Annotated in this window: 36 protein-coding genes and 2 pseudogenes; 1 reads left to right on the top strand and 37 read right to left on the bottom strand. The window is 68.4% G+C overall.

Annotated features, from left to right (window positions below; all coding sequences use genetic code 11):
- A pseudogene (locus DKL51_RS35180) lies at nucleotides 1–523 on the top strand (hypothetical protein); the annotation flags it as partial.
- Between the two features lie 11 nt (nucleotides 524–534).
- Here DKL51_RS35180 and truA read toward each other — a convergent pair.
- The 37 genes and pseudogenes from truA to DKL51_RS26055 all read right to left on the bottom strand — a co-directional run.
- Complete coding sequence (gene truA, locus DKL51_RS26235) at nucleotides 535–1,368, bottom strand: tRNA pseudouridine(38-40) synthase TruA (protein WP_109946691.1); 834 nt, start codon at nucleotides 1,366–1,368, stop codon at nucleotides 535–537.
- Between the two features lie 74 nt (nucleotides 1,369–1,442).
- Nucleotides 1,443–2,000 carry a 50S ribosomal protein L17 gene (gene rplQ / locus DKL51_RS26230; protein ID WP_109946692.1) on the bottom strand — a complete coding sequence of 186 codons (558 nt, stop codon included), beginning with the start codon at nucleotides 1,998–2,000 and terminating at the stop codon, nucleotides 1,443–1,445.
- Between the two features lie 34 nt (nucleotides 2,001–2,034).
- Nucleotides 2,035–3,057 (bottom strand): DNA-directed RNA polymerase subunit alpha, encoded by a 1,023-nt coding sequence (locus tag DKL51_RS26225; RefSeq protein WP_007073009.1) that lies wholly within the window; start codon nucleotides 3,055–3,057, stop codon nucleotides 2,035–2,037.
- A 96-nt stretch (nucleotides 3,058–3,153) separates the two neighbouring features.
- Nucleotides 3,154–3,780, bottom strand: a complete 627-nt coding sequence (gene rpsD / locus DKL51_RS26220; protein ID WP_093403633.1) for a 30S ribosomal protein S4 — start codon at nucleotides 3,778–3,780, stop codon at nucleotides 3,154–3,156.
- A gap of 14 nt (nucleotides 3,781–3,794) precedes the next feature.
- Entirely contained in the window at nucleotides 3,795–4,202 is a 408-nt protein-coding gene (rpsK, locus tag DKL51_RS26215) for a 30S ribosomal protein S11 (protein WP_014440747.1), read from the bottom strand.
- 18 nt (nucleotides 4,203–4,220) lie between these two features.
- Entirely contained in the window at nucleotides 4,221–4,601 is a 381-nt protein-coding gene (gene rpsM, locus DKL51_RS26210; RefSeq protein WP_091666181.1) for a 30S ribosomal protein S13, read from the bottom strand.
- 262 nt (nucleotides 4,602–4,863) lie between these two features.
- Nucleotides 4,864–4,977: a 50S ribosomal protein L36 gene (gene rpmJ, locus DKL51_RS26205; protein WP_012184307.1), complete on the bottom strand. Its 114-nt coding sequence runs from the start codon at nucleotides 4,975–4,977 to the stop codon at nucleotides 4,864–4,866.
- 93 nt (nucleotides 4,978–5,070) lie between these two features.
- Complete coding sequence (infA, locus tag DKL51_RS26200; RefSeq protein ID WP_007073013.1) at nucleotides 5,071–5,292, bottom strand: translation initiation factor IF-1; 222 nt, start codon at nucleotides 5,290–5,292, stop codon at nucleotides 5,071–5,073.
- Nucleotides 5,293–5,591: 299 nt separating this feature from the next.
- Nucleotides 5,592–6,443: a type I methionyl aminopeptidase gene (gene map, locus DKL51_RS26195; protein ID WP_109946693.1), complete on the bottom strand. Its 852-nt coding sequence runs from the start codon at nucleotides 6,441–6,443 to the stop codon at nucleotides 5,592–5,594.
- 92 nt (nucleotides 6,444–6,535) lie between these two features.
- Complete coding sequence (locus DKL51_RS26190; protein ID WP_109946694.1) at nucleotides 6,536–7,189, bottom strand: adenylate kinase; 654 nt, start codon at nucleotides 7,187–7,189, stop codon at nucleotides 6,536–6,538.
- On the bottom strand, nucleotides 7,190–8,518 hold the full coding sequence (gene secY / locus DKL51_RS26185) for a preprotein translocase subunit SecY (RefSeq protein WP_109946695.1): 1,329 nt from the start codon (nucleotides 8,516–8,518) through the stop codon (nucleotides 7,190–7,192). It lies immediately after the preceding gene.
- Nucleotides 8,519–8,753: 235 nt separating this feature from the next.
- Entirely contained in the window at nucleotides 8,754–9,197 is a 444-nt protein-coding gene (rplO, locus tag DKL51_RS26180) for a 50S ribosomal protein L15 (protein ID WP_109946696.1), read from the bottom strand.
- The gene (rpmD, locus tag DKL51_RS26175; RefSeq protein ID WP_074314584.1) at nucleotides 9,197–9,379 is read right to left on the bottom strand and encodes a 50S ribosomal protein L30; all 183 of its coding nucleotides are present in this window, start codon (nucleotides 9,377–9,379) and stop codon (nucleotides 9,197–9,199) included. The genes rplO and rpmD overlap by 1 nt, the downstream gene beginning before the upstream one ends.
- Complete coding sequence (rpsE, locus tag DKL51_RS26170) at nucleotides 9,379–9,993, bottom strand: 30S ribosomal protein S5 (protein ID WP_073834922.1); 615 nt, start codon at nucleotides 9,991–9,993, stop codon at nucleotides 9,379–9,381. Before rpsE ends, rpmD begins: the two co-directional genes overlap by 1 nt.
- A 33-nt stretch (nucleotides 9,994–10,026) precedes the next feature.
- Nucleotides 10,027–10,416: a 50S ribosomal protein L18 gene (gene rplR, locus DKL51_RS26165; protein WP_109946697.1), complete on the bottom strand. Its 390-nt coding sequence runs from the start codon at nucleotides 10,414–10,416 to the stop codon at nucleotides 10,027–10,029.
- Nucleotides 10,413–10,955, bottom strand: a complete 543-nt coding sequence (gene rplF / locus DKL51_RS26160; RefSeq protein WP_109946698.1) for a 50S ribosomal protein L6 — start codon at nucleotides 10,953–10,955, stop codon at nucleotides 10,413–10,415. The genes rplR and rplF overlap by 4 nt, the downstream gene beginning before the upstream one ends.
- Before the next feature lie 16 nt (nucleotides 10,956–10,971).
- Nucleotides 10,972–11,379: a 30S ribosomal protein S8 gene (gene rpsH, locus DKL51_RS26155; protein ID WP_007465270.1), complete on the bottom strand. Its 408-nt coding sequence runs from the start codon at nucleotides 11,377–11,379 to the stop codon at nucleotides 10,972–10,974.
- Nucleotides 11,380–11,474: 95 nt separating this feature from the next.
- On the bottom strand, nucleotides 11,475–11,660 hold the full coding sequence (locus DKL51_RS26150) for a type Z 30S ribosomal protein S14 (RefSeq protein WP_007465272.1): 186 nt from the start codon (nucleotides 11,658–11,660) through the stop codon (nucleotides 11,475–11,477).
- Nucleotide 11,661: 1 nt separating this feature from the next.
- Nucleotides 11,662–12,231, bottom strand: coding sequence for a 50S ribosomal protein L5 (gene rplE / locus DKL51_RS26145; RefSeq protein ID WP_088998357.1), 570 nt, complete (start codon nucleotides 12,229–12,231; stop codon nucleotides 11,662–11,664).
- The gene (gene rplX / locus DKL51_RS26140) at nucleotides 12,231–12,551 is read right to left on the bottom strand and encodes a 50S ribosomal protein L24 (protein WP_007465276.1); all 321 of its coding nucleotides are present in this window, start codon (nucleotides 12,549–12,551) and stop codon (nucleotides 12,231–12,233) included. The genes rplE and rplX overlap by 1 nt, the downstream gene beginning before the upstream one ends.
- Nucleotides 12,548–12,916, bottom strand: a complete 369-nt coding sequence (gene rplN / locus DKL51_RS26135) for a 50S ribosomal protein L14 (protein ID WP_007073026.1) — start codon at nucleotides 12,914–12,916, stop codon at nucleotides 12,548–12,550. Before rplN ends, rplX begins: the two co-directional genes overlap by 4 nt.
- Nucleotides 12,917–13,014: 98 nt before the next feature.
- Entirely contained in the window at nucleotides 13,015–13,293 is a 279-nt protein-coding gene (gene rpsQ, locus DKL51_RS26130) for a 30S ribosomal protein S17 (protein ID WP_109946699.1), read from the bottom strand.
- Nucleotides 13,290–13,526 (bottom strand): 50S ribosomal protein L29, encoded by a 237-nt coding sequence (gene rpmC / locus DKL51_RS26125; protein ID WP_013288628.1) that lies wholly within the window; start codon nucleotides 13,524–13,526, stop codon nucleotides 13,290–13,292. The genes rpsQ and rpmC overlap by 4 nt, the downstream gene beginning before the upstream one ends.
- Nucleotides 13,526–13,951 carry a 50S ribosomal protein L16 gene (gene rplP / locus DKL51_RS26120; RefSeq protein WP_073834927.1) on the bottom strand — a complete coding sequence of 142 codons (426 nt, stop codon included), beginning with the start codon at nucleotides 13,949–13,951 and terminating at the stop codon, nucleotides 13,526–13,528. The genes rpmC and rplP overlap by 1 nt, the downstream gene beginning before the upstream one ends.
- A gap of 3 nt (nucleotides 13,952–13,954) precedes the next feature.
- A complete protein-coding gene (gene rpsC / locus DKL51_RS26115) occupies nucleotides 13,955–14,839 on the bottom strand; it encodes a 30S ribosomal protein S3 (protein ID WP_109946700.1) in 885 nt (294 codons plus the stop codon).
- Nucleotides 14,839–15,294 (bottom strand): 50S ribosomal protein L22, encoded by a 456-nt coding sequence (rplV, locus tag DKL51_RS26110; protein WP_109946701.1) that lies wholly within the window; start codon nucleotides 15,292–15,294, stop codon nucleotides 14,839–14,841. Before rplV ends, rpsC begins: the two co-directional genes overlap by 1 nt.
- Nucleotides 15,295–15,334: 40 nt before the next feature.
- Complete coding sequence (gene rpsS, locus DKL51_RS26105; RefSeq protein ID WP_091079388.1) at nucleotides 15,335–15,616, bottom strand: 30S ribosomal protein S19; 282 nt, start codon at nucleotides 15,614–15,616, stop codon at nucleotides 15,335–15,337.
- A 12-nt stretch (nucleotides 15,617–15,628) separates the two neighbouring features.
- Complete coding sequence (gene rplB / locus DKL51_RS26100) at nucleotides 15,629–16,468, bottom strand: 50S ribosomal protein L2 (RefSeq protein WP_109946702.1); 840 nt, start codon at nucleotides 16,466–16,468, stop codon at nucleotides 15,629–15,631.
- Nucleotides 16,469–16,480: 12 nt separating this feature from the next.
- On the bottom strand, nucleotides 16,481–16,783 hold the full coding sequence (rplW, locus tag DKL51_RS26095) for a 50S ribosomal protein L23 (protein WP_091317975.1): 303 nt from the start codon (nucleotides 16,781–16,783) through the stop codon (nucleotides 16,481–16,483).
- A complete protein-coding gene (gene rplD, locus DKL51_RS26090; protein ID WP_109946703.1) occupies nucleotides 16,780–17,430 on the bottom strand; it encodes a 50S ribosomal protein L4 in 651 nt (216 codons plus the stop codon). Before rplD ends, rplW begins: the two co-directional genes overlap by 4 nt.
- Complete coding sequence (rplC, locus tag DKL51_RS26085) at nucleotides 17,427–18,092, bottom strand: 50S ribosomal protein L3 (protein ID WP_109946704.1); 666 nt, start codon at nucleotides 18,090–18,092, stop codon at nucleotides 17,427–17,429. Before rplC ends, rplD begins: the two co-directional genes overlap by 4 nt.
- A gap of 12 nt (nucleotides 18,093–18,104) precedes the next feature.
- Nucleotides 18,105–18,413: a 30S ribosomal protein S10 gene (gene rpsJ / locus DKL51_RS26080; RefSeq protein ID WP_007073037.1), complete on the bottom strand. Its 309-nt coding sequence runs from the start codon at nucleotides 18,411–18,413 to the stop codon at nucleotides 18,105–18,107.
- Between the two features lie 354 nt (nucleotides 18,414–18,767).
- The gene (gene tuf / locus DKL51_RS26075) at nucleotides 18,768–19,961 is read right to left on the bottom strand and encodes an elongation factor Tu (protein WP_109946705.1); all 1,194 of its coding nucleotides are present in this window, start codon (nucleotides 19,959–19,961) and stop codon (nucleotides 18,768–18,770) included.
- Nucleotides 19,962–20,184: 223 nt separating this feature from the next.
- On the bottom strand, nucleotides 20,185–22,281 hold the full coding sequence (fusA, locus tag DKL51_RS26070; RefSeq protein WP_109946706.1) for an elongation factor G: 2,097 nt from the start codon (nucleotides 22,279–22,281) through the stop codon (nucleotides 20,185–20,187).
- A 75-nt stretch (nucleotides 22,282–22,356) separates the two neighbouring features.
- The gene (gene rpsG / locus DKL51_RS26065; RefSeq protein WP_088647009.1) at nucleotides 22,357–22,827 is read right to left on the bottom strand and encodes a 30S ribosomal protein S7; all 471 of its coding nucleotides are present in this window, start codon (nucleotides 22,825–22,827) and stop codon (nucleotides 22,357–22,359) included.
- 1 nt (nucleotide 22,828) lies between these two features.
- Complete coding sequence (gene rpsL / locus DKL51_RS26060; protein WP_007465318.1) at nucleotides 22,829–23,203, bottom strand: 30S ribosomal protein S12; 375 nt, start codon at nucleotides 23,201–23,203, stop codon at nucleotides 22,829–22,831.
- A 535-nt stretch (nucleotides 23,204–23,738) separates the two neighbouring features.
- A pseudogene (locus tag DKL51_RS26055) lies at nucleotides 23,739–24,120 on the bottom strand (phage holin family protein); the annotation flags it as partial.

The raw sequence follows: 24,120 nt of genomic DNA, 5'->3' as shown, positions 1-24,120 counted from the left end.
CGGCCAACCGGCCTACCAGGTGCTCAGGACGGAGTCCAGCGGCAGCTGCACGGTCGCGGCCAGCGGTGAGATCGCCAACCTCCTGGTCCGCCTCGGCTGCAGCCAGGTGGTCCGCGCCACCCTCCGCTCTCCCGACGGCACCCACCTGCTCACCGCCGGGCTGTTCAACCTGACCGACGTGGCCAGCGCCGAGCGGGCCCGGGACCGGGTCCGCGAGCTGCTCGAGGGACGGCAGGGCCGGTTGCTCGGTATGGCCGTCGGTGACGACACGGCGACCGTGGCGACAGCCGCCGCGCGGGTCGGCTGGCAGGTACGCGGCCACTACCTCGCCTACTGCGTGGTGACCCGGGCCGACGGGCAACGGATCAACGCCACCGACGCCACGGCGCGCGAGATCCTCTACGAGATGATCGAGGTGTACCTCAACCGCGGGGTGCTGGAGCGCCGGGCGAACGCCGAGGTCGCGAGCCGGCCGACGGCGGAGCAGGGCAGCACCGGCCAGGATGGTTCTCCCGGCAACTGAGCCGTCCGGGGTCAGCCCTCGACCACGGGCACGCGGAGCCGGCGGGTCAGCTCGGCCCGGCGGGCGTACTCGGCCGGGTCGTCCGGGTAGCCGACCGCCACCAGGGTCAGCCCGTGCGCCGGCGCCACGGTCACCTCACTGGACCGCTCCCGGCGGGTGAGCAGGCTCGCCGGCCACTCGACCGGCCGGCGGCCGTCCCCGGCCACCAGCATCGCGCCGACCAGGCTGCGCACCATCGCCTGACAGAACGCGTCGGCCTGCACGGTGGCGACCAGGATGCCGTCCGGGTCCCGCCGCCAGTCCAGCCGAGTCACCTCGCGCAGGGTGGTGGCGTTCTCCTTGCGCCGGCAGTACGCGGCGAAGTCGTGCTCCCCCACCAGCCCGCCCGCGGCGGCGTTCAGCGCGGTCAGGTCCAGCGGCTTCGGCCAAGCCAGGGTGTCGTACCGGCGTAGCGGCTCGGCGCCCCACGGGGCGTCGGTCACCCGGTACTCGTACCGGCGGAAGGTCGCGGAGAAGCGAGCGTCGAAGTCGGCGGGGACCTCGGTCATCGCCCGCACCCGCACGTCGGTGGGGAGCAGCCGGGCCAAGCGGCGCAGTAGCCGCCCCTCGTGTTCCTGCCAGACGGCGGTCGGCAGGTCCAGGTGACAGACCTGACCGGTGGCGTGCACCCCGGCGTCGGTGCGGCCGGCCACGGTCAGCCCGGTCGCGGTACCCGCGCCGAGGACCAGGTCCAGCGTCTCGGTGAGCACCCCGGCGACCGTCCGCCGGGTCGGCTGCGCGGCCCAGCCGGAGAAGTCGGTGCCGTCGTACGAGACGTCCAGCCGCAGCCGGGTCCGCTCGTCCACCTCGTACCTCCCGTTCACGGCGTCGGGCCCGGCACCCCAGGAAGGGATGCCGGGCCCGACGGTGCTGCCTTTGCTCAGGCCTTGTTCTCGGTGGCCTCGTCGCTGTCCTCGCGGGCGGCGTCGGTGTCACCGGACGCCGACACCGGCGGCTCCGAGTCCTGGTCGGCCGGCTGCGACTGCGGGGTCTCCTCCGCGGGCGCGAGCGCCTCGACCTTGTCTTGCTGGGCGGCCTTGCGGGCGGCGGTCTTCTTGTTCGCCTTCGGCTCGGCGACCTGCAGCTCCTCGACCAGCTCGATGATCGCCATCGGAGCGGCGTCGCCCTTGCGCGGACCGGTCTTCACGATCCGGGTGTAGCCACCGTTGCGGTTGGCGTACCGGGGCGCGATCTGGTCGAACAGGGCGTAGACCACGTCCTTGTCCTTGACGACGCCCGCCACCCGCCGGCGCGCAGCGAGGTCGCCCCGCTTGGCCTTGGTGATGAGCTGCTCGGCGAGCGGACGCAGCCGCCGGGCCTTCGTCTCGGTGGTCTGGATCTTGCCGTGCTGGAACAGCGCAGTGGCCAGGTTGGCCAGCATCAGCCGCTCGTGCGCGGGGCTGCCGCCGAGGCGGGGGCCCTTGGTGGGCGTGGGCATTGTTGGTGCTCCTCAGATGTGGCGGCAGCCGGACTTAGAGCTGCTCGGTCTCGCGGTAGTCGTCGGTGTCGTAGTCGGCCTCGCCGAAGGCGTCCACGACGTGCGCCGGGTCGAAGTTCGGAGCCGAGTCCTTCAGCCCCAGACCCATCCCGGCGAGCTTCATCTTGACCTCGTCGATCGACTTCTGACCGAAATTCCGGATGTCGAGGAGGTCGGCCTCGGTACGCCCGATGAGCTCACCAACGGAGTTGATGCCCTCGCGCTTGAGGCAGTTGTAGGAGCGGACGGTGAGGTCCAGCTCCTCGATCGGCAGAGCCAGGTCCGCCGCCAGCTGAGCGTCCTGCGGGGACGGCCCGATGTCGATGCCCTCGGCGGTCTCGTCCAGCTCCCGGGCCAGCCCGAAGAGCTCCACCAGCGTCGAGCCGGCGGAGGCCAGCGCGGTACGCGGGCCCATCGACGGCTTGGTCTCGACGTCGATGATCAGCCGGTCGAAGTCGGTCCGCTGCTCGACACGGGTCGCCTCGACGCGGTACGTCACCTTGAGCACCGGCGAGTAGATCGAGTCGACCGGGATCCGGCCGATCTCGGCGCCCGCCTGCTTGTTCTGCGCCGCCGTGACGTAGCCCCGGCCCCGCTCGACGGTCAGCTCCATGTCGAGCCGGCCCTTGCCGTTCAGGGTGGCGAGCTTCAGGTCCGGGTTGTGCACCGAGACACCGGCCGGGGGCTGGATGTCACCGGCGGTCACGTCGCCCGGGCCCTGCTTGCGCAGGTACATGCTGACCGGCTCGTCGTGCTCGGAGCTGACGCAGAGCTCCTTGATGTTCATGACGAGCTCGACCACGTCCTCCTTGACACCGGGGATCGTGGTGAACTCGTGCAGCACACCGTCGATCTTGATCGAGGTGACCGCCGCGCCCGGGATCGACGACAGCAGCGTGCGCCGCAGCGAGTTGCCGAGGGTGTAGCCGAAGCCCGGCTCCAGCGGCTCGATGGTGAACCGGGACCGGGTCTCGTTGATCGACTCTTCGGAGAGAGACGGTCGCTGGCTGATGAGCATGTTTTCTCTTCTCTTCCGGGGCGCCCGCTATATGACGCCCACGACACAAACTGTTCCGGTGGCCCGCCCCGGAGGGCGGGCCACCGCAACGAGCCCTTACTTGGAGTAGAGCTCGACGATCAGCTGCTCCTGGACCTGGGTGTCGATCACCTGGCGGGCCGGGAGCGAGTGCACGAGAACCTTCATCTGGCTGGGGATGGCCTCGAGCCACGCCGGAACGGTCTTGGAGCCGGCCTCGGCCTGCGCGACGATGAACGGGGTGAGCTCCTTGCTCTTGCCCCGGACCTCGATGATGTCGTGCTCCTTGACGCGGTACGACGGGATGTCGACCTTCTTGCCGTTCACCGTGAAGTGACCGTGCTTGACCAGCTGACGGGCCATGTCCCGGGACTTGGCGTAGCCAGCCCGGTAGACCACGTTGTCCAGCCGCGACTCGAGGATCTGAAGGAGGACCTCACCGGTCTTCGCCTTCTTGCTCACGGCCTCCTCGTAGTAGCCGCGGAACTGCTTCTCCAGCACGCCGTAGACACGACGGGCCTTCTGCTTCTCACGGAGCTGGAGCAGGTACTCCGTCTCCTTGGTGCGGCCGCGGCCGTGCTGCCCGGGCGGGAACGGCCGGGACTCGAACGGGCACTTCGGACCATCGCACTTGCTGCCCTTGAGGAACAGCTTCATCTTCTCCCGCCGGCAACGGCGGCAGTCAGCACCGGTGTAACGAGCCATCTCTCTCTAACCTCTCAGACCCGGCGACGCTTCGGCGGACGGCATCCGTTGTGCGGCTGCGGGGTGACGTCGGAGATCTGCCCGACCTCGAGACCAGCAGCCTGCAGCGAACGGATGGCGGTCTCCCGGCCGGAGCCGGGGCCCTTGACGAACACGTCGACCTTGCGCATGCCGTGCTCCATCGCCCGGCGCGCGGCGGCCTCGGCGGCCAGCTGAGCGGCGAACGGGGTCGACTTGCGGGAGCCCTTGAAGCCCACCTGGCCCGAGGAGGCCCAGGAGATGACCGCACCGGTCGGGTCCGTGATGGACACGATGGTGTTGTTGAAGGTGCTCTTGATGTGCGCCTGCCCGTGGGCGACGTTCTTGCGTTCCTTGCGCCGGACCTTCTTGACGGCGGCTCCGGCACGAGCCTTCGGTGGCATAAGTCTGTGCGCTCCTAGTTACTTCTTGCCGGGCTTCTTCTTGCCGGCGACGGTCCGCTTCGGGCCCTTCCGGGTCCGCGCGTTGGTCTTGGTGCGCTGACCACGCACGGGCAGGCCCCGGCGGTGCCGGATACCCGCGTAGCAGCCGATCTCGACCTTGCGGCGGATGTCAGCGGCGACCTCGCGGCGCAGGTCGCCCTCAACCTTGTAGTTGCCCTCAATGTGGTTGCGGAGCTGGACCAGCTCCTCGTCCGTGAGGTCCCGAGCGCGCTTGTCCGGCGAGATGCCGGTGGCGGCGAGCGTCTCCAGGGCGCGGGTGCGACCGACCCCGAAGATGTAGGTGAGCGCGATCTCCATCCGCTTGTCGCGGGGGAGATCAACGCCGGCTAGACGTGCCATGTGCGGGCGTACTCCTCGTGATGTTGTGGCGGAGGTGTGGACCCGTCCCACCCCGCTACCGGCCGTCCCGTCTTTCCGGCGCGATCAGCGCCGGCGACCGGGATCGGTCGCTGCCCGAGCGGGCCCCGGCCTCCGACCGGGGGTCAACCACGAGGGAGTACGCGCTGCGTACCGCTCGCGGCTGGGACGAGCTGATGATCTGTTGTCTGGATCTGCGGCCCGGACCGATCCGACCGGCCGTGTCACGACCGGTGAGACTGGTTCAGCCCTGGCGCTGCTTGTGGCGCGGGTCGGTGCAGATGACCATGACCCGGCCGTGCCGGCGGATAACCCGGCACTTGTTGCAGATCCTCTTGACGCTCGGCTTGACCTTCACGGTTGCCTTACTTCCCATCTGGCCCGGCGACGCGGCTCAGCGCGACTCCGGACGTCGAAGACGGACACGGGGACGTCCCGGCCGCCGTCAGGCTTACTTGTAGCGGTAGACGATGCGCCCGCGGGTCAGGTCGTACGGCGAGAGTTCGACGACGACCCGGTCCTCCGGCAGGATGCGGATGTAGTGCTGCCGCATCTTGCCGCTGATGTGAGCCAGCACCTTGTGACCGTTCGCGAGCTCCACCCGGAACATGGCGTTCGGCAGGGGCTCGATGACCCGACCCTCGATCTCAATGGCTCCGTCTTTTTTCGGCATGTCCTCCGCTGTCCTGACGTCGGTTGCTCCGGACGGCCCACAACGTCTTACACGGGTGAACTGACCAAGATCAGAAACCCGCGCCAGCCGCGGCTCCGACTCCCACCGAAGCGCTGGGTGGGCATGCCGGAGTGGACGCTGTGCGCCGATCAGAAAGTCTACGCCCGCCTGCGGGCCGTCGCCAAACCGGCCGCCCATCGCCGCGTCGACACCGGCCGGAATCCGCCCAGACTGGCGAATATGGGGCCGCCGGTCCGGCATTTCCGCCGATCATGGGGTGTGCGGGGCGAGGAGTGCGGTCAGATCGCCGGCGAGTCGGCCGGCTGGCGGGCGGTGACCAGGTCGCCGAGGCGGGCCCGACCGCCGTCCTCGGCGGTCAGCACCCAGACGCCGTCGTCGAGCAGGGCCATCGAGTGCTCGACGTGGGCCGCCATCGACCCGTCCCGGGTGACCACGGTCCACCCGTCGGCCAGCTCCACGGTCCGCGGCGAGCCCATCGTGATCATCGGCTCGATGGCCAGCGCCAGGCCGGGCACCAGCTGCGGACCCTTGCCCGGGCGCCCGTGATTGAGCACGTGCGGATCCTGGTGCATCTCGGTGCCGATGCCGTGCCCGCCGTACCCGTCGACGATGCCGTACCGGCCGGCCTTGCGGACCGCGTTCTCCACCGCGTGCGAGATGTCGGTCAGCCGGCCCCGGCCGCTGGCGGCACCCCGGGCGGCGGCGGCGATCCCCGCCCACATCGCGTCCTCGGCCGCGGCGGCCATCTTCAGCAGCGCCGGGTCGACCTCGCCGACGCCGACCGTGATGGCGGCGTCCCCGTGCCAGCCGTTGAGCACCGCACCGCAGTCGATCGAGATCAGATCACCGTCGCGGAGCACCTGCTTCGACGACGGGATGGCGTGCACCACCTGCTCGTTCACCGAGGAGCAGATCGAGGCCGGAAAGCCGTGGTAGCCCTTGAACGACGGGACCGCACCGGCCTCACGGATGGTCGACTCGGCGATGGCGTCCAGGTCGGCGGTGCTCACCCCGGGGGCGACCGCCTCCCGCATCCGACGCAGCGCGCGGGCGACCACCAGGCCGGCGGCCCGCATCTTCTCAATCTGGTCGGGGGTCTTCAGCTGGATGTCCAGCTGGGGACGACGCATGGAGGCGTTACCTTTCGTCGGCGCGGATCAGCGGGGCACGTCGGACGTACCCCGCTGTTCGCACTCTATCCGCCGGAGCCCCAGCGGGGCCGTCAGCCGCCGTACGAGCGGAGGGCGTCGATGGCGCGGACGGTGACGTCCTCCACCGGCCCGGTCGCGTCGATGCCCACGAGCTTGCCCTGGGCGCCGTAGTAGTCGACCAGCGGCGCGGTCTTCTCGGCGTACTCCCGCAGCCGGGCTGCGATCGTCTCCGGCTTGTCGTCGTCACGCTGGAAGAGCTCGGCACCGCAGCGGTCGCAGACGCCCTCCCGGGTGGTGGCGTCGAACTCGACGTGCCAGATCTTGCCGCAACCCCGGCAGGTACGCCGGCCGGAGAGCCGCCGGATCACCTCGTCGTCGTCGACGACCAGTTCCAGCACCAGGTCCAGCGCGGTGCCGAGGTCCGCGAGGAGCTTGTCCAGCGCGGCGGCCTGCGGCGTGGTACGCGGGAAGCCGTCCAGCAGGAAGCCCTCGCTGGCGTCCGGCTCGGCGAGCCGGTCCCGGACCATGTTGATGGTCACCTCGTCCGGGACGAGCTTGCCGGCGTCCATGTACCGCTTGGCCTCGACCCCGAGCGGCGTGCCCTGGGACACGTTCGCCCGGAAGATGTCACCGGTCGAGATCTTCGGCACCGAGAGGTGGGCGGCGATGAACTCCGCCTGCGTGCCCTTGCCCGCGCCCGGCGGGCCAACCAGAACGAGTCGCATCTACCGCAGGAACCCTTCGTAGTTCCGCTGCATGAGTTGGCTCTCGATCTGCTTAACGGTCTCCAGACCGACGCCGACCATGATGAGCACAGCGGTGCCGCCGAACGGGAAGTTCTGGAACTGCTGGTTGTCCAGCCAGATGAAGAAGAAGTTCGGCAGGATCGCGATGATGCCCAGGTAGAGCGCGCCCGGCAGGGTGATCCGGCTGAGGATGAAGTCGAGGTACTCGGCGGTCGGCTTGCCGGGGCGGATGCCCGGCACGAAACCGCCGTACTTCTTCATGTTGTCCGCGACCTCGGTCGGGTTGAACGTGATCGACACGTAGAAGTACGTGAAGAAGATGATCAGCAGGAAGTAGATCGCGATGTGCTCCGGCGCGCTCGCCTTCACGATGTGGTTCTGGATCCAGGCCTGGGTCTTGCCCGGGTTGGTCTGGCTGAAGAACTGGAGCGCGAGCTGCGGCAGGTAGAGCAGCGACGAGGCGAAGATGACCGGGATGACACCCGCCTGGTTCACCTTCAGCGGGATGTAGGTCGAGGTGCCGCCGTACATCCGCCGGCCGATCATCCGCTTGGCGTACTGCACCGGGATCCGGCGCTGGGCCTGCTCGATGAAGGTGACCGCGGTGATGACCAGCAGGACCAGGGCGATGACGAGGAGGAACATCCCCCAGCCCTTGGTGGTCTTGATCTTCCAGCCCTCGCTGGGCAGCCGGGCCGCGATCGAGGTGAAGATCAGCACGGACATGCCGTTGCCAACGCCCCGGTCGGTGATCAGCTCACCGAGCCACATCACCACGCCGGTGCCGGCGGTCATCGTCATGACCAGGATGGTCAGGGTCAGCCAGTCCGGGATCCCGGTGCCCTTGGGGACGATCGGGAACTGGTCGCAGCGGTTCTGGAAGAGCTGCCCGGACCGGGCCAGCGCCACGAACGCCGAGGACTGCAGGATGCCCAGACCGAGGGTCAGGTACCGGGTGTACTGGGTGATCTTCGCCTGGCCGGCCTGGCCCTCCTTGCGGAGCTGCTCCAGCCGGGGGATGACCACGGTCAGCAGCTGCAGGATGATCGACGCGGTGATGTAGGGCATGATGCCCAGCGCGAAGACGGAGAGCTGCAGCAGCGCCCCACCGGAGAAGAGGTCCAGCAGGTTCAGCACACCTGTGCTGCTGCCCTGCAGGGTGTCGAGGCACTTCTGCACGTTGCCGTACGACACGCCCGGGCTGGGCAGCGTGGCGCCCAGCCGGTAGACCGCGATGATGCCTACTGTAAACAGCAGCTTCTTGCGCAGGTCAGGCGTACGGAACGCACTGAGAAAGGCGGACAGCAACTTCTTCCTCCTGCGCGACGCGGGCCGCCGGTGGTGATCCCTGGCGGAGCGGGGTGGGTGTCGGGCGAGTGCCCGATATCCATAGCTGGGAAGGGACTCTAACAGCCCGCTCCCGGTCCGGGCAGATGCGCCCGGCTACATAAACCGAATCCGATGTTACCCGGCGCACACACGCCGGCTAGACCGTGGCGCCCGCCCAGTTGGGGACAACTGAGCGGGCGCCACGGTATCTGCCCTACAGCTCGGTGACGGAGCCACCGGCGGCGGTGATCTTCTCCTTGGCCGACGCGCTGAACGCGTGCGCCGCCACCTGGAGGGCGACCCCGCCGAGGTCGCCGCTGCCGAGGACCTTGACCGGCTGGCCCTTGCGGACCGCACCGGCCTCGACCATCTCGACCGGGCCGACCTGGCCGCCGTTCGGGAAGAGCTCGGCGAGCCGGTCCAGGTTGACCACCTGGAACTCGACCTTGAACCGGTTCTTGAAGCCTTTCAGCTTCGGCAGGCGCATGTGGATGGGCATCTGCCCACCCTCGAACGCCGCCGAGATGTTCTTCCGGGCCTTCGAACCCTTGGTACCGCGACCGGCGGTCTTGCCCTTGGAGCCCTCACCACGACCCACGCGGGTCTTGGCGGTCTTGGCACCGGGCGCCGGGCGCAGGTGGTGGACCTTGATCGTCATTACTCGACCTCCTCGACCTTCACGAGGTGGTTGACCGTGAAGATCATGCCGCGGATCTCCGGACGATCCTCCTTGACCACCACGTCGTTGATCCGCTTGAGACCGAGCGAACGCAGCGAGTCACGCTGGTTCTGCTTGGTCCCGATCCCGGACCGGACCTGGGTGACCTTCAGGCGAGCCATCAGGAAGCCACCCCCGCCCGCGACGCCAGCATGGCGGCCGGCGCGACGTCCTCGACCGGCAGGCCACGACGGGCCGCGACGGCCTCCGGCGACTCGAGCGCCTTCAGCGCCGCCACGGTGGCGTGCACGATGTTGATCGGGTTGGACGAGCCGAGGCTCTTGGAGAGCACGTCGTGGATACCCGCGCACTCCAGCACGGCACGCACCGGACCACCGGCGATGACACCCGTACCGGCCGAGGCCGGCTTGAGCAGCACCACACCGGCCGCGTCCTCGCCCTGCACCGGGTGCGGGATCGAGGCGCCGATCCGCGGCACCTTGAAGAAGTGCTTCTTGGCCTCCTCGACGCCCTTGGCGATCGCCGCGGGCACCTCCTTGGCCTTTCCGTAGCCCACACCGACGGTGCCGTCGCCGTCGCCCACGATCACCAGGGCGGTGAAGCTGAAGCGACGACCACCCTTCACGACCTTGGCGACGCGGTTGATCGCGACGACCCGCTCGAGGTGCGGGGTCTTCTCGACGGGCGCGTTTCCGCGGCCGCCCTCACGGCGGTTGTCGCGGCGACCACCCTCGTTGCCACCGGACCCGCCGCCACGGCGCTGTTGACCTGGCATCAGCAGCCTTCCTTCTCTCTCGTGACGGGGTTTCTAGAACTCGAGCCCGGCTTCGCGGGCGGCGTCGGCAAGCGCGGCGACCCGCCCCGCGTACCGGTTGCCACCGCGGTCGAAGACGACCTTCGAGATGCCGGCGGCCTTGGCCCGCTCGGCGAGCAGCGCACCGACCTTGCCGGCCAGGGCGCTCTTGTCGCCCTCGGTGCCGCGCAGCGAGTCGTCCATGGTCGAGGCCGACGCCAGGGTGTGGCCCTTGGTGTCGTCCACGATCTGGGCGACGATGTGCCGCAGGGAGCGGGTGACGACCAGGCGGGGACGCTCGGCGGTGCCGCTGACGTTCTTGCGGACGCGGAAGTGCCGGCGCGCACGCCCGACGGCACGCTTGGCGGCGACGCCGCGGCGGCGCTTGAGCAGCGTGGCGCTCACTTCTTACCTGCCTTTCCAGCCTTGCGGCGGATGACCTCGCCCTGGTACTTCACGCCCTTGCCCTTGTAGGGCTCCGGCGGGCGGATCTTCCGGATGTTGGCGGCAACCTCGCCGACCTGCTGCTTGTCGATGCCGGCCACGTGGAACAGCGTCGGCCGCTCCACCGTGAAGGTGATGCCGTCCGGCGCCGGCACCAGCACCGGGTGCGAGAACCCGAGCGCGAACTCCAGGTCCTTGCCCTTGGCGGTCACACGGTAACCGGTACCGGCGATCTCCAGGCTCTTACGGTAGCCCTCGGTCACGCCGACAATCATGTTGGCGACCAGGGTACGGCTCAGGCCGTGGAGCTCCTTGGCCTTACGCTCGTCGTTCGGCCGGTTGACGTGCAGCTGGCCGTCCTCGCCCCGCTCCGCCGTGATCGGCTCGGCCAGGACGTGGCTCAGCTCGCCCTTCGGGCCCTTGACCTTGACGGTCTGGCCCTCGATCGTGATATCGACGCCGGCTGGCACCGGGATCGACTTACGTCCAATACGCGACATTTCTACCTGTCTCCCGTTACCAGACGAAGGCGAGGACTTCCCCGCCAACGCTCCGCTTGCGGGCCTGCCGGTCGGTGAGCAGCCCCTGGGACGTCGAAATGATCGCCACGCCCAGCCCGCCGAGCACCCGCGGGAGCCCGTCCGACTTGGCGTACACCCGGAGACCGGGCTTGGACACACGCTTGATGCCGGCCAGGCTCCGCTCGCGGTTCTGGCCGTACTTCAGCTCGACGACCAGTCGCTTGCCGACGGCGCCCTCCTCGGGCTCCTCGACCGACCAGGTGGCGATGTAACCCTCGGCCTTCAGGACCTCGGCGATGTTCGCCTTGATCTTGGAGTAGGGCATCTTCACCTGGTCGTGGTACGCCTGGTTGGCGTTACGCAGACGCGTGAGCATGTCTGCGATCGGGTCGGTCATCGTCATGAATTCGTCAACCTTTCTCGCCGGGGTTCCCCGGGCCAGGCCCGGGGCCTACGGCGAAGAGACAGTTCAGCTGACGCGCGAAGCGCGCCGGGCTATTACCAGGAAGCCTTGGACACGCCGGGCAGCTCACCGCGGTGGGCCATCTCCCGGATGCACACCCGGCAGAGACCGAACTTGCGGTAGACCGCCTTCGGACGCCCGCACCGCTGGCAGCGGGTGTACGCGCGAACCGAGAACTTCGGCTTCGCGGCCGCCTTGATGATCAGCGCCTTCTTGGCCATCTCAGTTCTCCTTGAACGGGAAGCCCAGGAGCTTGAGCAGCGCCCGGCCCTCGTCGTCGGTCGTGGCGGTCGTGACCACCGTGATGTCCATGCCCCGCTGGCGATCGATCTTGTCCTGGTCGATCTCGTGGAACACCGACTGCTCGGTCAGACCGAACGTGTAGTTGCCGTGCCCGTCGAGCTTGCGCCCGTCCAGGCCGCGGAAGTCGCGGATACGCGGCAGCGCGATCGACAGCAGCCGGTCCAGGAACTCCCACATCCGGTCGCCGCGAAGGGTGACCTTCGCGCCGATCGGCATGCCCTCGCGGAGCTTGAACTGCGCGATGGACTTGGTCGCCCGCCGCACCTGCGGCTTCTGGCCGGTGATGGTGGCCAGGTCGCGAACCGCGCCGTCGATCAGCTTGGCGTCCCGAGCGGCCTCGCCGACACCCATGTTGACGACGATCTTGACCAGCCGGGGCACCTGCATCGGGTTGCCGTACTGGTGCTGCTCCTGCAGCTGGGCCACGATCTCGTTGCGGTACCGCTCCTTGAGGCGCGGCATGGTCTTGGTTTCGGTAGCCGTGGTCATCACAGGTCCTTACCGGTGCTACGCGCGATGCGGACCTTCTGGCCGTTGTCGTCGATCCGGTAACCGACGCGGGTCGGCTTGCCGTCGGAGTCCAGGACCTGCACGTTCGAGACGTGGATCGGGGCCTCCTGGGTGACGATGCCACCGGTCTTGGCGCCACGCTGGGTGGTGCTGATGCGAGTGTGCTTCTTGACCCGGTTCACGCCCTCGACCAGGACCTTGTCCTGCCGCGGGTAGGCCGCGATGACCTTGCCCTTGGCACCCTTGTCCTTGCCGGCGATGACGACGACCGTGTCGCCCTTCTTGACCTTCACGGTCACAACACCTCCGGCGCGAGAGAGATGATCTTCATGAACCGCTTGTCCCGCAGCTCGCGACCCACCGGGCCGAAGATACGGGTACCGCGCGGGTCCCCACCGTCCTTGATGATGACGGCGGCGTTCTCGTCGAAGCGGATGTACGAGCCGTCCGGCCGCCGCTTCTCCTTGGCGGTGCGAACGACGACGGCCTTGACGACGTCGCCCTTCTTCACACCGGCACCGGGGATCGCGTCCTTGACCGTGGCCACGATGACGTCGCCGATGCTCGCGTAGCGCCGACCGGAGCCGCCGAGAACGCGGATGCACAGGATCTCCCGGGCACCCGTGTTGTCGGCGACGCGCAGTCGCGACTCCTGCTGAATCACGTCTATCTCCTATGTCTGCCGGTTCTCCGGCCGCCCGCAGGCGGCCGGAGCCTGGCGGAACCTGCGCCCGACCGAATCCGGCCGAGCTCGAGCCTTCGCTACTTGGCCTTCTCGAGGATCTCCACGAGCCGCCACCGCTTGGTGGCGGAGAGCGGCCGGGTCTCCATGATCACGACCCGGTCGCCGATCCCGGCGGCGTTCTGCTCGTCGTGGACCTTGAGCTTGCGCGTCCGGCGCATGATCTTGCCGTACAGCGCGTGCTTGACCCGGTCCTCGACCTCGACCACGACGGTCTTTTCCATCTTGTCGCTGACCACGAGGCCCTCACGCACCTTGCGGCGGGCCCGCGCTTCGGCGGTGGTGGTGTTCTCGCTCATGATGCAGTCACCTCAGTCGGCGCGGCCGAGAGACCCAGCTCGCGCTCACGCATGATCGTGTAGATCCGGGCGATCTCCCGACGGATGACCTGCAGCCGCCGGTTGTTGTCCAGCTGCCCGGTTGCGGCCTGCACGCGGAGGTTGAACAGCTCCGCCTTGGCCTCACGCAGCTTCGTGACCAGCTCCTCCTCGGAGAGCTCACGCAGCTCGGAAGGCTTGACGCCCGCTGCCATCAGGATTCACCCACTTCGCGCGTAACAATGCGGCACTTCATCGGGAGCTTGTGGATCGCGCGACGCATCGCCTCTCGCGCGATCTGCTCGTTGGGGAAGGACATCTCGAAGAGAACCCGCCCCGGCTTGACGTTGGCGACCCACCACTCGGGCGAACCCTTACCGGAACCCATCCGGGTTTCGGCAGGCTTCTTGGTCAGCGCCTGGTCCGGGAAGATCGTGATCCAGACCTTGCCGCCACGCTTGATGTGACGGGTCATCGCGATACGCGCCGACTCGATCTGGCGGTTGGTCACGTACGCCGGCTCGAGAGCCTGGATCCCGAACTCGCCGAACACCACCCGGTTACCACCCTTGGACGCGCCGTGGCGGTCCGGGTGGTGCGGCTTGCGGAAGCCCTTCGGGGGCTTGCGCGGCATCAGCATCTGTCAGCCCTCCTGCTGCGTTTCTGCCGGCTGAGTGGCGGCCGGAGCGGTCGCGGCCGCAGCGACGGCGCCGGCGTCAACCGGCTCGCCGCTCGGCGTCTCGGCCTGCTGCGCGATGGTGGTCGCGGCAGCCCGGCCGGCCTCGGTGCCACCGGCGGTCGTGCCGGACGAACCCGACCGGCCACGGCGCGGCCGCTCGGGACGCTCGCCGCGCTCACGGCGCGGGCGGGACGGACCGGCCTCGGCCGGAGCCTCCCGGCCCGGGACGGCGTCGCCCTTGTAGATCCAGACCTTCACGCCGATCCGGCCGAAGGTGGTACGGGCCTCGAAGAAGCCGTACTCGATGTTGGCCCGCAGCGTGTGCAGCGGAACCCGACCCTCGCGGTAGAACTCCGTCCGGCTCATCTCGGCGCCGCCGAGGCGACCCGAGACCTGCACCCGGATGCCCTTGCAGACCGGGTTCTTCATCGCCGACTGCATCGCCTTGCGCATGGCCCGACGGAAGCTGACCCGGCTGGACAGCTGCTCGGCCACGCCCTGGGCGACCAGCTGCGCGTCCGACTCGGGGCTCTTCACCTCGATGATGTTCAGCTGCACCTGCTTGCCGGTGAGCTTCTCGAGCTCGCCGCGAATCCGGTCGGCCTCCGCACCCTTACGGCCGATCACGATGCCCGGCCGGGCGGTGTGGATGTCGACGCGGACCCGGTCCCGGGTGCGCTCGATGTCGACCTTGGAGATGCCGGCACGCTCGAGGCCCTTGGACATCATCCGGCGGATCTTGACGTCCTCGCCGATGTAGTCCTTGTAGAGCTTGTCCGCGAACCAGCGGGACTTCCAGTCGGTCGAGATGCCGAGCCGGAACCCAGTGGGGTGAACCTTCTGACCCATTACTCGGCGCCCTCCGTCTTGCTCTCCGTCTCAGCGGCCTCGGCCTGCTTCGCCGGGGCGGCCTTCTTCGCCGACTTCTTCGGCGCTGCCGGCGCGACCGCCTCGACCGCCACGGTGATGTGGCAGGTGCGCTTGCGGATCCGGTACGCCCGGCCCTGCGCCCGCGGCCGGAACCGCTTCATGGTCGGGCCCTCGTCGACGAACGCCTCGCTGACGAGCAGCGCGTCGGGGTCCAGCCGCTCGTTGTTCTCCGCGTTGGCGATCGCGCTCGCGAGCACCTTGTACACCTGCTCGCTCGCAGCCTGCGGCGCGAACTGCAGCACCGTGAGCGCCTCCTTCGCGGGCAGGCCGCGGACGAGGTTGACCACCCGGCGCGCCTTCATCGGCGAGATGCGCACGTGCCGCGCAACCGCCCGCGCGCCCGGAAGCACCGGAGCGTCGCCCTTTCCTGGCATCGCTGTAACCCCTTGTTCCTCTATCCGTATGCCCGCGGCGTCAGCGCCGACGGCTCTTCCGGTCGTCCTTCTCGTGACCCTTGAACGTGCGGGTCAGCGCGAACTCGCCGAGCTTGTGCCCGACCATCGCCTCGGTCACGAACACCGGGACGTGCTTGCGTCCGTCGTGCACGGCGATCGTGTGACCCAGCATGTCCGGGATGATCGTCGAGCGCCGCGACCAGGTCTTGATGACGTTCTTCGAGCCCTTTTCGTTCTGCGTCTCCACCTTCTTGAGCAGGTGGTCGTCGACGAACGGGCCCTTCTTCAGGCTGCGAGGCATGTCTTATCTCCCTCAGCCGCGCTTACGCGTGGCGTAGCGGCGGCGGACGATCAGCCGGTCGCTCGGCTGGCCCTTACGACGGGTGCGGCCCTCGGGCTTACCCTGCGGGTTGACCGGGTGGCGACCACCGGAGGTCTTACCCTCACCACCACCGTGGGGGTGGTCGACCGGGTTCATCGCGACACCACGGACGGTCGGGCGCTTGCCCTTCCACCGCATCCGGCCGGCCTTACCCCAGTTGATGTTCGACTGGTCGGCGTTGCCGATCTCGCCGATGCTGGCGCGGCAACGCACGTCCACCCGCCGGATCTCGCCGGACGGCATGCGGAGGGTCGCGTACGCGCCCTCACGGCCGAGCAGCTGGATGCCGACACCGGCCGAACGGGCCAGCTTGGCGCCACCGCCGGGGCGGAGCTCCACGTTGTGGATCGTGGTACCGACCGGGATGTTCCGCAGCGGCAGGTTGTTGCCCGGCTTGATGTCGGCGCTCGGACCCGACTCCACGGTGTCGCCCTGCTTCAGGTCCTTCGGCGCGATGATGTAGCGCTTCTCGCCGTCGGCGTAGTGCAGCAGCGCGATACGCGCGGTGCGGTTCGGGTCGTACTCGATGTGCGCGACCTTCGCCGGCACGCCGTCCTTGTCGACCCGCTTGAAGTCGATCAGACGGTACTGCCGCTTGTGGCCGCCACCGTGGTGCCGGGTGGTGATCCGGCCGTGGGCGTTGCGTCCGCCCTTCTTCGGCAGCGGAGCCAGCAGCGACTTCTCGGGCGTCGACCGGGTGATCTCGGCGAAGTCGGCGACGCTCGAGCCACGCCGGCCCGGCGTCGTCGGCTTGTACTTACGGATAGCCATTGTCTACACCCCTCAGCTGACCGGGCCGCCGAAGGCCTCGATACGGTCACCGTCAGCCAGCTTCACGATCGCCCGCTTGGTCGACTTGCGCTGACCGAATCCAGTCTTGGTGCGCTTGCGCTTGCCCTCGCGGTTGAGCGTGTTGACCGTCAGGACGCGGACGTTGAAGATCTGCTGGATAGCGATCTTGATCTCGGTCTTGTTGGCGTCCGGGTGCACCAGGAAGGTGTACCAGTTCCGGTTCAGCTCGCTGTAGCTCTTCTCCGAGACGACCGGCGCGACGATGATGTCGCGCGGATCGGCGATCGTGCTCACTTGCCACCCTCCTCGGTGGTCTCGGCGGGAACACCGAGGAACTCGTCCAGGGCGTCCTTGGTGAAGACCACGTCGTCGGCCACCAGCACGTCGTACGTGTTCAGCTGGCCGGCCTCGATCAGGTGCACCCGCGGCTCGTTGCGCAGCGACACCCAGTTCAGCTCGTCGGTGCTGCTCAGCACGACCAGGACCCGAGGGGCCTCGGTCAGCTTGGCCAGCGTGGCCAGAGCGGCCTTGGTCGACGGCTTCTCGCCCGAGACGAACGCCTCGACGACGTGCACCTGGCCGGCGCGCGCCCGGTCGGAGAGGGCGCCCCGCAGGGCGGCGGCCTTCATCTTCTTCGGGGTGCGCTGGCTGTAGTCGCGCGGCACCGGGCCGTGGACCACGCCACCGCCGGCGAACTGCGGCGCGCGGATCGAGCCCTGCCGGGCGCGACCGGTGCCCTTCTGCTTGTACGGCTTCTTGCCGCCACCGGCGACCTCGCCGCGGGTCTTGACCTTGTGCGTGCCCTGGCGCGCGGCCGCGAGCTGGGCCACCACGACCTGGTGCATCAGCGCGACGTTCGCCTGGACGTCGAAGATGTCGGCCGGCAGCTCGACCGAGCCGCTCTTGGCGCCTTCGACGTTGAGGACGTCAACGGTGGTCACTTGGCCGCACCGCCCTTCTTCACCCGGGTCTTGGCCGCGGTACGGACCAGGACCAGCGCGCCCTTGGGGCCGGGAATGGCGCCACGGACGAGCAGGAGGTTGTTCTCGGTGTCGACCGCCTGGACGGTCAGGTTCTGGACGGTGTAGCGCACGCCACCCATCCGGCCAGCCATCCGGGTGCCCTTGAAGACGCGACCCGGGGTGGCGCAGGCGCCGATGGAGCCCGGCGAGCGGTGCTTGCGCTCGACACCGTGGCTGGCGCGCAGACCGTGGAAGCCGTGCCGCTTCATCGGGCCGGCATAGCCCTTGCCCTTGGTCTTACCCGTGACGTCGATGGTCACGCCGGCCGGGAACTGCTCGACCGTGACCTCCTGGCCCAGCGAGTAGTCCGCGGCGTCCGTGGTGCGCAGCTCGACGATGTGCCGGCGCGGCGCGACGTCCGCCTTCGCGTAGTGCCCGCTGATCGGCTTCTTGACCTTGCGCGGGTCGATCGTGCCGTACGCCAGCTGGACCGCGGAGTAACCGTCCTTCTCGGCGCTACGAACCTGGCTGATGACGCACGGGCCGGCCTGAACCACGGTCACGGGGACAACACGGTTGTTGTCCCAGACCTGGGTCATGCCGAGCTTTGCGCCCAGGATCCCCTTGACTTGCCTGTCCATTTGATCCGGTCCCTACAGCTTGATCTCGATGTCGACGCCAGCCGGCAGGTCGAGGCGCATGAGCGAGTCGACCGTCTTCGGGGTCGGGTCGATGATGTCGATCAGACGCTTGTGCGTGCGCATCTCGAAGTGCTCGCGCGAGTCCTTGTACTTGTGCGGCGAGCGGATAACGCAGAAACGGTTGATCTCCGTGGGCAGCGGCACCGGGCCAGCGACCTGCGCCCCGGTACGCGTCACCGTCTCGACGATCTTCCGAGCCGAGGAGTCGACGACCTCGTGGTCATAGGCCTTGAGCCGGATGCGGATCTTCTGTCCCGCCATGGTGGCTTCTGTTCCTTCTCTCGATGCCGCTGTGTTGCGGGCGCCTGTACCGGCTGGCACAGGCCCACTTCCGCCGACCCCCGCGGTCGGGCGTGTCGCGCCCGTGGGCCAGGCTCCGCCCCGGGACTCCGGAGCGATTCTCTGACCATGCGGTGGGTCATGGCGCCGATCGCGTTTCCGCGACATGGACGCCCTGCGAGGGTGGTTGACCGCCTGGGCGATCAACCACCCTACGCGAGACTGTTGGTCTGCCCGGAGGTCCAGCATTCACCGGACGCAGGCGACTAACCGTCGTTACGCAACCTGACTAGTATGCCGCACGACCGGCGGCGAACCTAATCGGGGTTACCCAGCTCACTTGAGGATGTTGGTGACGCGACCAGCGCCGACCGTACGTCCACCCTCGCGGATCGCGAACTTGAGGTTCTCCTCCATGGCGATGGGCTGGATCAGCTTCACCGTCATGGTGGTGTTGTCGCCCGGCATGACCATCTCGGTGCCCTCGGGCAGCGTGACGACGCCGGTGACGTCCGTGGTCCGGAAGTAGAACTGCGGACGGTAGTTCTGGAAGAACGGGGTGTGCCGGCCGCCCTCCTCCTTGGAGAGGATGTAGACCGTCGCCTCGAACTCCGTGTGCGGGGTGCTGGTGCCCGGCTTGACGACCACCATGCCGCGCTCGACGTCCTCGCGCTTGATGCCACGCAGCAGCAGACCGACGTTCTCGCCGGCCCGGGCCTCGTCGAGCAGCTTGCGGAACATCTCGATGCCGGTGCAGGTGGTCTTCATCGACTTCTCACGGATGCCGACGATCTCCACCTCCTCGTTCGGCTTGAGGATGCCGCGCTCCGCGCGACCGGTGACGACCGTGCCACGACCGGTGATCGTGAAGACGTCCTCGATCGGCATGAGGAACGGCTTCTCGGTCTCGCGCTCCGGCTGCGGGATCGCGGTGTCGACCGCGTTCATCAGCTCCAGGAGGCGACCGGTCCACTCGGGGTCACCCTCGAGGGCCTTCAGCGCCGAGACCCGGACGACCGGCAGGTCGTCACCCGGGTACTCCTGCGCCGACAGCAGCTCGCGGACCTCGAGCTCGACGAGCTCCAGGAGCTCCTCGTCGTCGACCATGTCGCTCTTGTTGAGCGCCACGACGATGTACGGCACACCGACCTGACGGGCCAGCAGCACGTGCTCGCGGGTCTGCGGCATCGGGCCGTCGGTCGCCGCCACCACCAGAATCGCGCCGTCCATCTGGGCGGCACCCGTGATCATGTTCTTGATGTAGTCGGCGTGACCGGGGCAGTCGACGTGCGCGTAGTGCCGCGCCTCGGTCTGGTACTCGACGTGCGCGATGGAGATCGTGATGCCGCGGGCCTTCTCCTCCGGCGCCTTGTCGATCTCGTCGAACGGCGTGTACGGGTTCAGGTCCGGGAACTGGTCGTGCAGGACCTTGGTGATGGCCGCCGTCAGCGTCGTCTTACCGTGGTCGATGTGACCAATGGTGCCGATGTTGACGTGCGGCTTAGTCCGCTCGAACTTCGCCTTCGCCACTGGTGTCCTCCTGTGGACTTCTTGGTTCGTTCGCCCCGGTGCGCCAGGTCAGCGCTTAGGACTCTGTCGACAGCCTTTCCGGCCTGGCGGCCGGAGAGCTTTTGTGGGTTCTGCGGCGGTGAAGCCTACAGGCCCGGTCTCACGCAACCCGACCGAGGTGGCCGCGGACGGGGAGCACCCTCCCGCGACCAGCCCCGAATCATCGGATCAGCTCAGGTGAGCGTCACTCACCCGTGGCCTTGGCGATGATCTCCTTCGCCACGCTCTGCGGAACCTCGGCGTAGGAGTCGAACTGCATGCTGTAGCTAGCCCGGCCCTGGGTCTTCGACCGCAGGTCGCCGACGTAGCCGAACATCTCCGACAACGGCACCAGGGCCCGGACGATGCGGGCGCCGCTGCGCTCCTCCATCGCCTGGATGATGCCGCGACGGGAGTTGAGGTCGCCGATGACGTCACCCATGTTCTCCTCAGGAGTGGTGACCTCAACGGCCATCATCGGCTCGAGCAGCGCGGGGTCGGCCTTGCGGGCCGCCTCCTTCATCACCATCGAGCCGGCGATCTTGAATGCCATTTCCGACGAGTCGACCTCGTGGTACTGGCCGTCCAGCAGCGTCAGCTTGACACCCACCAGCGGGAAGCCGGCGAGAATGCCGTACTGCATCGCGTCCTGGGCGCCCGCGTCCACCGAAGGGATGAACTCCCGGGGGATGCGGCCACCGGTGACGGCGTTCGCGAACTCGTAGGTCGGCGAGTCGTTGTCCAGCGGCAGCGGCTCGATGCTCACGATCACGCGGGCGTACTGGCCGGAACCACCGGTCTGCTTCTTGTGGGTGTACTCGATCTTCTCCACCTTGCGGCGGATCGTCTCGCGGTACGCCACCTGCGGCTTACCGATGTTCGCCTCGACGTTGAACTCGCGGCGCATCCGGTCGACCAGGATGTCCAGGTGCAGCTCGCCCATGCCGGAGATGACCGTCTGACCGGTCTCCTCGTCCAGCTTGACGCGGAAGGTCGGGTCCTCCTCGGCCAGCCGCTGGATGGCGGTGCTGAGCTTCTCCTGGTCGGCCTTGGTCTTCGGCTCGATGGCGACCTCGATGACCGGCTCCGGGAAGGTCATCGACTCCAGGATGACCGGGTTCGCCGGGTCGCACAGCGTGTCACCGGTGGTGGTCTGCTTGAGACCCTGCACCGCGATGATGTCGCCAGCCTTGGCGGAGCCGCGCTCCTCCCGCTTGTTGGCGTGCATCTGGTAGATCTTGCCGATCCGCTCCTTGCGGTCCTTGGTGGAGTTGACCACCTGGGTGCCGGTCTCGACCACGCCGGAGTAGACCCGGACGTAGGTGAGCTTGCCGAGGTGCTTGTCGGTCTGGATCTTGAAGGCCAGGCCGGAGAACGGCTCCGAGGTCGACGGCTTCCGCTGCAGCGGGGTCTCGCCGTCGGTCGCCGTGCCCTCGATGGCCGGGACGTCCAGCGGCGACGGCAGGAAGTCCACCACGGCGTCGAGCATGGGCTGCACGCCCTTGTTCTTGAACGCCGAGCCGCAGAGGACCGGGTTGGCCTTGCTGGCGATGGTGGCCCGACGGATGGCGGCCTTGATCTCCTCGACGGAGATCTCCTCGCCCTCCAGGTACTTCTCCATCACCGAGTCGTCGACGTCGGCCAGGGTCTCCATCAGCTTCTCGCGCCACTCCGCCGCGGAGTCGGCCAGGTCGGCCGGGATCTCCTCGAGGGCGTAGTCCTCACCCTTCTGGGTCTCCCCACGCCAGGTGAGGGCGCGCATGTTGATCAGGTCGACGACGCCGATGTGGTCGCCCTCGAGCCCGATCGGGATCTGGAGCACCAGCGGGGTGGCGTTGAGCCGGTCGATCATCATCTGGACGCAGCGGAAGAAGTCGGCGCCGGTCCGGTCGAGCTTGTTGACGAAGCACATCCGCGGGACGTGGTACTTGTCCGCCTGACGCCAGACATTCTCCGTCTGCGGCTCCACGCCGGCGACACCGTCGTAGACCGCGACCGCACCGTCCAGCACCCGCAGCGACCGCTCGACCTCGACCGTGAAGTCGACGTGACCGGGCGTGTCGATGATCTGGATCGTGTGGCCCTTCCACTCACACTTGGTGGCAGCGGAGGTGATGGTGATACCACGCTCCTGCTCCTGCTCCATCCAGTCCATGACGGCAGCGCCCTCGTGGACCTCACCGATCTTGTACGTGATGCCGGTGTAGAAGAGGATCCGCTCGGTGGTCGTGGTCTTACCGGCATCGATGTGCGCCATGATGCCGATGTTGCGTACGTTGGCGAGCGCGTCTGCGGCGGCCACTTCAATCCCTACTTATCTTCGTCTAGACACAACTGGTGGCGGTTCCGGCGCCTCGTGGGCGCCGGAACCAGGGTGTTACCAGCGGTAGTGCGCGAAGGCCTTGTTGGACTCGGCCATCTTGTGCGTGTCCTCGCGCCGCTTGACGGCGGCACCGAGGCCATTGCTGGCGTCCAGCAGCTCGTTCATCAGCCGCTCGACCATGGTCTTCTCGCGACGCGCCTTGGAGTACGTCACCAGCCAGCGCAGCCCGAGGGTGGTCGCGCGGGCCGGCCGGACCTCGACCGGAACCTGGTAGGTGGCGCCACCGACGCGACGGCTGCGGACCTCGAGGGTCGGCTTCACGTTGTCCATCGCCCGCTTGAGGGTGACGACGGGGTCGGTGCCGGACTTCTCACGGCAACCCTCGAGGGCGGCGTACACGATGCGCTCGGCGAGCTGACGCTTGCCGCGCATCAGGATCTTGTTCACCAGCTGGGTGACCAGCGGCGAGTTGTACACCGGGTCAGCGACCAGCGGCTTCCGCGGAGCGGGTCCCTTACGCGGCATGTCAGCTCTTCTCCTTCTTCGCGCCGTAGCGGCTGCGCGCCTGCTTGCGGTTACGGACGCCCTGGGTGTCCAGCGAACCGCGAACGATCTTGTACCGCACGCCGGGGAGGTCCTTCACCCGACCGCCGCGGACGAGCACGATCGAGTGCTCCTGCAGGTTGTGACCCACGCCCGGGATGTAGGCGGTCACCTCGATCTGGCTGCTGAGCTTGACACGAGCGACCTTGCGGAGCGCCGAGTTCGGCTTCTTCGGGGTGGTGGTGTACACGCGGGTGCACACACCGCGCCGCTGAGGGGATCCCTTCAGCGCCGGGGTCTTGGTCTTGGTCGTCTTGGCCTGGCGGCCCTTTCGGACCAGCTGCTGAATGGTGGGCACCGGGTTTCTCCGCTCCCTTCGGCCGCTGCGAAGCGACCGCGCCGTCTGCTCGTAGCCGGCCTGATGGACGGCTCTCTTACCTTCCAACCGGAGCCGCCTGACGGCGGTCCCAGCACCCGCGGTCGGGCGTGTCGCCCGGATCACGGTTCCGGTCGCGGCGCTCGCGCGTCGTACCGGGTGTGTCACCGGCACACAGATCACCGAGCGCCGGATCTTTGGCTTTGATCGTGCTCCGCGCGATCACCGGTGGACCGGCTCCAGCGCACGCACGCATTGCCCGGGCTTGCCCGGGCACAAGGGGAAAGAGTACCTACCACAGCCGCGCAGGTCAAAACGGAGCGGTCCGGGAGAACTGCCCTCGCAGCCCGCCGGATGATCCCTCGTCCCTGCCCACCCGCGATGGGCACCTACGGTAACCAGTGTACCGGCTTTCCCCGGCCTCGGCCCGGCGGCCCCGGTTGCGCCCGAAGACCGGACTCCTCGCCCCACGGGTCGTGGGAGGTCACGCAGGCTGCGCCGTCGGAGATGACGCCGGTCACGTGAGCTGGACGACCAGCGCGACGGCGAGGCCGAGCAGGCTGAGCAGCAGTCCCGCCGCGCCACAGCTCAGGCCCGCGACCGCCAGCCCCCGCCCGGTGAAGCGGACGGCGGGCGGGGGTGCCGGCCGAGCGATCTGCCGGCGGGCGAGCACGCCGGCGACGATCGCCGCCGTGCCGCCCAGCGCGCCCAGCACGGTGAACGCCCCGGCCGCCCACGCGCCGCCGTAGTTGGGGCCGGTGAAGCCGAAGCAGAAGACCAGGAGCGAGACCAGGATGGAAGCGATCCCGGTCACCAGTGAGCCCACCGCGAGCCCGGAGGTCACCGGCGGCACGTCCAGGTGCACGACGCCGAACGGCGTACCGGGGATCGGGTCGACC

Source organism: Micromonospora globispora (assembly GCF_003857015.1).
In the GTDB taxonomy this organism is placed as follows: Bacteria; Actinomycetota; Actinomycetes; order Mycobacteriales; family Micromonosporaceae; genus Micromonospora; species Micromonospora globispora.
Note: the sequence above shows the minus strand (reverse complement) of the source record. Positions and strands in the feature narration are given on the sequence as shown.

What these genes read in the sequence shown, in the direction of transcription:
- rpsD (WP_093403633.1), bottom strand. Translation starts at nt 3,780, where the DNA reads ATGGCTCGTTACACCGGTGCTGACTGCCGCCGTTGCCGGCGGGAGAAG.
- rplE (WP_088998357.1), bottom strand. Translation starts at nt 12,231, where the DNA reads ATGACCACGGCTACCGAAACCAAGACCATGCCGCGCCTCAAGGAGCGG.
- rplQ (WP_109946692.1), bottom strand. Translation starts at nt 2,000, where the DNA reads ATGCCCACGCCCACCAAGGGCCCCCGCCTCGGCGGCAGCCCCGCGCAC.
- DKL51_RS26225 (WP_007073009.1), bottom strand. Translation starts at nt 3,057, where the DNA reads ATGCTCATCAGCCAGCGACCGTCTCTCTCCGAAGAGTCGATCAACGAG.
- rpsJ (WP_007073037.1), bottom strand. Translation starts at nt 18,413, where the DNA reads ATGGCGGGACAGAAGATCCGCATCCGGCTCAAGGCCTATGACCACGAG.
- rplO (WP_109946696.1), bottom strand. Translation starts at nt 9,197, where the DNA reads ATGACGATCAAGGTCCACCACCTGCGCCCGGCGCCCGGTGCCAAGACC.
- rplP (WP_073834927.1), bottom strand. Translation starts at nt 13,951, where the DNA reads ATGCTGATGCCGCGCAAGCCCCCGAAGGGCTTCCGCAAGCCGCACCAC.
- rplF (WP_109946698.1), bottom strand. Translation starts at nt 10,955, where the DNA reads ATGTCGCGTATTGGACGTAAGTCGATCCCGGTGCCAGCCGGCGTCGAT.
- rplC (WP_109946704.1), bottom strand. Translation starts at nt 18,092, where the DNA reads ATGGACAGGCAAGTCAAGGGGATCCTGGGCGCAAAGCTCGGCATGACC.
- rpsG (WP_088647009.1), bottom strand. Translation starts at nt 22,827, where the DNA reads ATGCCGCGTAAGGGACCCGCTCCGCGGAAGCCGCTGGTCGCTGACCCG.
- rpsC (WP_109946700.1), bottom strand. Translation starts at nt 14,839, where the DNA reads ATGGGTCAGAAGGTTCACCCCACTGGGTTCCGGCTCGGCATCTCGACC.
- rplB (WP_109946702.1), bottom strand. Translation starts at nt 16,468, where the DNA reads ATGGCTATCCGTAAGTACAAGCCGACGACGCCGGGCCGGCGTGGCTCG.
- rpsS (WP_091079388.1), bottom strand. Translation starts at nt 15,616, where the DNA reads ATGCCTCGCAGCCTGAAGAAGGGCCCGTTCGTCGACGACCACCTGCTC.
- rplV (WP_109946701.1), bottom strand. Translation starts at nt 15,294, where the DNA reads ATGCCAGGAAAGGGCGACGCTCCGGTGCTTCCGGGCGCGCGGGCGGTT.
- map (WP_109946693.1), bottom strand. Translation starts at nt 6,443, where the DNA reads ATGCGTCGTCCCCAGCTGGACATCCAGCTGAAGACCCCCGACCAGATT.
- rpmD (WP_074314584.1), bottom strand. Translation starts at nt 9,379, where the DNA reads ATGGCTCGCCTGAAGGTCACCCAGGTCCGGTCCGGGATCGGGACCAAG.
- infA (WP_007073013.1), bottom strand. Translation starts at nt 5,292, where the DNA reads ATGCCGAAAAAAGACGGAGCCATTGAGATCGAGGGTCGGGTCATCGAG.
- DKL51_RS26150 (WP_007465272.1), bottom strand. Translation starts at nt 11,660, where the DNA reads ATGGCCAAGAAGGCGCTGATCATCAAGGCGGCCGCGAAGCCGAAGTTC.
- rpsM (WP_091666181.1), bottom strand. Translation starts at nt 4,601, where the DNA reads ATGGCACGTCTAGCCGGCGTTGATCTCCCCCGCGACAAGCGGATGGAG.
- rpsQ (WP_109946699.1), bottom strand. Translation starts at nt 13,293, where the DNA reads ATGAGCGAGAACACCACCACCGCCGAAGCGCGGGCCCGCCGCAAGGTG.
- rpsE (WP_073834922.1), bottom strand. Translation starts at nt 9,993, where the DNA reads ATGCCAGGTCAACAGCGCCGTGGCGGCGGGTCCGGTGGCAACGAGGGT.
- DKL51_RS26190 (WP_109946694.1), bottom strand. Translation starts at nt 7,189, where the DNA reads ATGCGACTCGTTCTGGTTGGCCCGCCGGGCGCGGGCAAGGGCACGCAG.
- rpsK (WP_014440747.1), bottom strand. Translation starts at nt 4,202, where the DNA reads ATGCCACCGAAGGCTCGTGCCGGAGCCGCCGTCAAGAAGGTCCGGCGC.
- rpsH (WP_007465270.1), bottom strand. Translation starts at nt 11,379, where the DNA reads ATGACGATGACCGACCCGATCGCAGACATGCTCACGCGTCTGCGTAAC.
- rpmC (WP_013288628.1), bottom strand. Translation starts at nt 13,526, where the DNA reads ATGGCAGCGGGCGTCAAGCCTTCCGAGCTGCGTGAGCTCTCCGAGGAG.